The sequence below is a fragment of the Paraburkholderia sediminicola genome (genome assembly GCF_046026855.1).
Classification (GTDB): domain Bacteria; phylum Pseudomonadota; class Gammaproteobacteria; order Burkholderiales; family Burkholderiaceae; genus Paraburkholderia; species Paraburkholderia sediminicola_A.
Genome location: NZ_JAQQET010000075.1, coordinates 1 through 3,474, shown reverse-complemented (window position 1 = coordinate 3,474; position 3,474 = coordinate 1). Strand labels below are relative to the sequence as shown.

3 protein-coding genes are annotated in these 3,474 nt (G+C 63.4%); all 3 read left to right on the top strand.

Going from position 1 to position 3,474, the window contains the following annotated elements; genetic code table 11:
• Nucleotides 1–872 precede the first annotated feature (872 nt).
• The 3 genes from istA to PQR40_RS38790 are packed head-to-tail and all read left to right on the top strand — an operon-like array spanning nt 873 to nt 3,362.
• Nucleotides 873–2,384, top strand: coding sequence for an IS21 family transposase (istA, locus tag PQR40_RS38800; RefSeq protein WP_408511262.1), 1,512 nt, complete (start codon nt 873–875; stop codon nt 2,382–2,384).
• The gene (gene istB / locus PQR40_RS38795) at nt 2,365–3,147 is read left to right on the top strand and encodes an IS21-like element helper ATPase IstB (RefSeq protein ID WP_408511261.1); all 783 of its coding nucleotides are present in this window, start codon (nt 2,365–2,367) and stop codon (nt 3,145–3,147) included. Before istA ends, istB begins: the two co-directional genes overlap by 20 nt.
• Nucleotides 3,144–3,362, top strand: coding sequence for a hypothetical protein (locus tag PQR40_RS38790; RefSeq protein WP_200655561.1), 219 nt, complete (start codon nt 3,144–3,146; stop codon nt 3,360–3,362). Before istB ends, PQR40_RS38790 begins: the two co-directional genes overlap by 4 nt.
• The last annotated feature ends 112 nt before the right edge of the window (nt 3,363–3,474 follow it).

The window sequence follows — 3,474 nt, the reverse complement described above, 5'->3', positions numbered from 1 at the left end:
TGTCGATGGCGCTGGGGATCCGCTCAAATCTGGCGGCGCCAGGTTGACGGCGGCGTTGCAAAGGCGTATGAGCGCGACGAGATGACGGGCAGGTGGTCCTGGGGATACTGGAGTAAATGGAAAGGAGTTGACGCAGGGTGCGTCGAAGGGAGCCCGTAGGGCGACTGGAGCCGCACCCTGCGGCGCATCACGCGAACAGTCTGGGCCGTGATAGAAAGGCGGTTCGCCGAAGAAACAACCGGCGCAGCATCGGCCATCAAGACCTCGCGAGTCAAACCGATGCCGCGCCCACACTGAGTCCGGATGTCAGGTCCGGCGCACCTGTGCGCGTCAATTGTTGCATGGCAGGTGTGCTCTGTCGATGGTCTTCGGCGTTCATCAAGGAACGCCGATGCCCGGAAGAAATTCCTGTGGGGTTCAGTCCACAGGCCGCCTGCTGGTGTGCGCCCGTTGCCGGGCGCAGGTCCTCATTTGCGGGCCCTGTGACCGCGGCAACCGCTATTGCCGCGATTGCACCCAAGAGGCCCGGCGGGTCAGTGTGCGCGAAGCCGGCCGCCGGTATCAGCGCAGCCGTCGCGGGCGCTTTGCCCACGCGGCCCGATCGCGACGCCACCGGGCTCGACGCAAAATCGTGACGCATCACGGTTCACCCGCTCCCCCTGCCAATGATGTACTGCAAGCGGACCTGACGACAGGCGCCGCCGTTGCAGTTCAAGCCGATGATCGTACGACGGCGGCGCCAGCGCCGACGGCATCAGCAACGCCGCACTGTCACTATTGTGGCGGCCCGTTGCCACCGTTCGTGCGAACTGGCTTTGTGCGTCGTCGAGGTCCGCGTCGTATTTATTGCTTCGATCGCGGAGACATTCCTGATGACCATAAAAGCTGAACTGGAGGCGCAGATCCTGCGCCTTTACCACGTCGAAAAGTGGCGCTGCGGCACCATCGCGAAGCAGTTGCGTGTGCATCGTCAGACAGTGCAGCGTGTGCTCGCGTATGCGGGGCTGCCACGACACGGACCGCCGCCGCGCCCTTCAATGATTGAGCCGTACCTTCAGTTCATCCAGCAGACACTGGAGACGTTTCCGACGCTGACGGCCAGCCGCCTGTACTCGATGGTACGCGAGCGCGGCTACAAGGGGGCGCCTGACCACTTCCGGCACCTGATTGCGCAACGCCGTCCGCGTCGGGCGGCCGAGGCATTCCTGCGTCTGCGCACGTTGCCGGGGGAACAGATCCAATGCGACTGGGGGCACTTTGGTCACATGGAGATCGGTCGGGCGAGGCGCCCGCTGATGGCCTTCGTGATGGTGCTCTCGTACTCGCGCGACATTTATCTGAACTTCTTCCTCGATGCCCGGATGGAGAACTTCCTTCGCGGGCATGTCGGCGCGTTCACCCATTGGGGTGGGCTCGGGAAGCTCATCCTGTACGACAACCTTAAAAGCGCTGTGCTCGAGCGTCAGGGTGACGCGATCCGCTTCAACCCGAGGCTGCTCGCATTTGCCGGGCATTACCGGTTCGAGCCGCGTCCGGTGGCGGTATACCGGGGAAACGAAAAAGGACGAGTCGAGCGGGCCATTCGCCATATACGCGAAGCGTTCTTCGCGGCGCGCGCCTTCAGGGATCTCGATGATCTGAATGCCCAGGCCGAGCACTGGTGCCGCACCCAGGCGGGCGACCGGCCGTGTCCGGAGGATCGGACCATGACGGTACGCGAGGCCTTCGCGATGGAGAAGCCGTTACTGCTTGCGCTGCCAGAGAACCCGTACCCGGTCGAGGAACAGCTCGATGTGAAGGTCGGCAAGCAGCCATACGTGCGCTTCGACCTGAACGATTACACGATCCAGCACACGCATGTGCGACGCACGCTAAGCGTACGCGCCGACCTGCAGCAGGTGCGCATCTTCGATGGCGCCCAGCTCGTTGCCAGTCACCCCCGCAGCTATGACCGTGACGCGCAGATCGAACTGCCCGAGCACATCCGTGAGCTCAAGGAACGCAAACGCCAGGCGAGCCAGCATCGCGGCGTCAACAGCCTGACGAAGGCCGTGCCGGCCAGCCAGTTGCTGCTCACGCGCGCGGCTGAGCGCGGCGCAAATCTCGGTGGGCTCACAAACGGGTTGCTGCGCCTGCTCGACCGGTACGGCGCAGCCGAGCTGCAGGCCGCGCTCGAGGAGGCGCTCGCGATAGACGTACCGCACACAAACGCCGTCCGTCTGGCGCTGGAGCGCCGGCGTGCCGCGCGCGGTGAGCCGCCTCCGGTCGCGATGAGTCTGCCCGAGCACGTGCGGCGCAAGGACACGCCGGTGCAGCCGCATCGGCTCGACAGCTACGATCAACTGACAACGGACAATGATGACCATGAACACGAAGACCACTGATAGCCTGCTCACGCGCGCGCGGGCATTACGCCTGAACGGCCTGGCCGGGCACTGGCCCGAGGTGGCCAGCGCTGAATGGGTCGCGCCGCTTATCCAGTGGGAAGAAGACGAGCGCACCCACCGATCCCTGCAGCGGCGCATCCGCGCCGCGAAGCTGGGTGACTTCAAGGCGTTGGGCGACTTCGACTGGCAATGGCCCAAACGCATCGATCGCGTGGCCGTCAGTGAACTGATGTCGCTGGAGTTCGTCAGGGAGGCAACCAACGCCGTGTTCATTGGCCCAAACGGCGTGGGCAAATCGACGCTTGCGCAGAACGTGGCCCATCAGGCGCTCATTCAGGGTCATACGGTGCTGTTCAGGACAGCTGGGGAAATGCTCGGCGAACTTGCCGCGCTCGATAGCGATTCGGCATTGCGCCGGCGTCTGCACTACTATGCAACGCCGGAACTCCTGTGCATCGACGAAGTCGGCTATCTGTCATATACAAACCGGTATGCCGACCTGCTGTTCGAACTGATCAGCAGGAGATACGGGTCCCGTTCTACGATCGTGACTACTAACAAACCATTCAAGGAATGGAACGAGGTGTTCCCGAATGCCGCCTGTGTCGTCTCGCTGGTTGACCGGCTGGTGCATCGCGCCGAGGTCATCGCGATCGAGGGCGAATCCTACCGTCTCAAGGAAGCGCGCGAGCGCGCCGAAGCACGTTCCCGACGGCGAGGAGCAAAGAAGAATGGCGCGCAGGAAGGAGCGGACGAATGACTCGAACGCCCTTGCTGCCATCGGGACGACGGCATGGCCTGCCGTTCGTCGTGCCCGAAGACTGGACACCTGAACAGGCGCTTGCCGTGTTTGAGTTGCTCGACGATCTACTGGAAATCGTCCGGCAGCATTACGCTCGCCAGCTTCACGAGTCCTTGCGCGCACAGCGCGCGAGTCACTGCGATACCCAGGTACGCGACGATCCCCCGTTCTGACGGACTCGCTGCACATCCCAGGAACCACGAGGGGGCCACACGGCCCCCTTATTGTTGAGCGCTTTGCTCAACTTTGCGACGCCATCTTTAAGCGGTTTTACACCACCGGCAA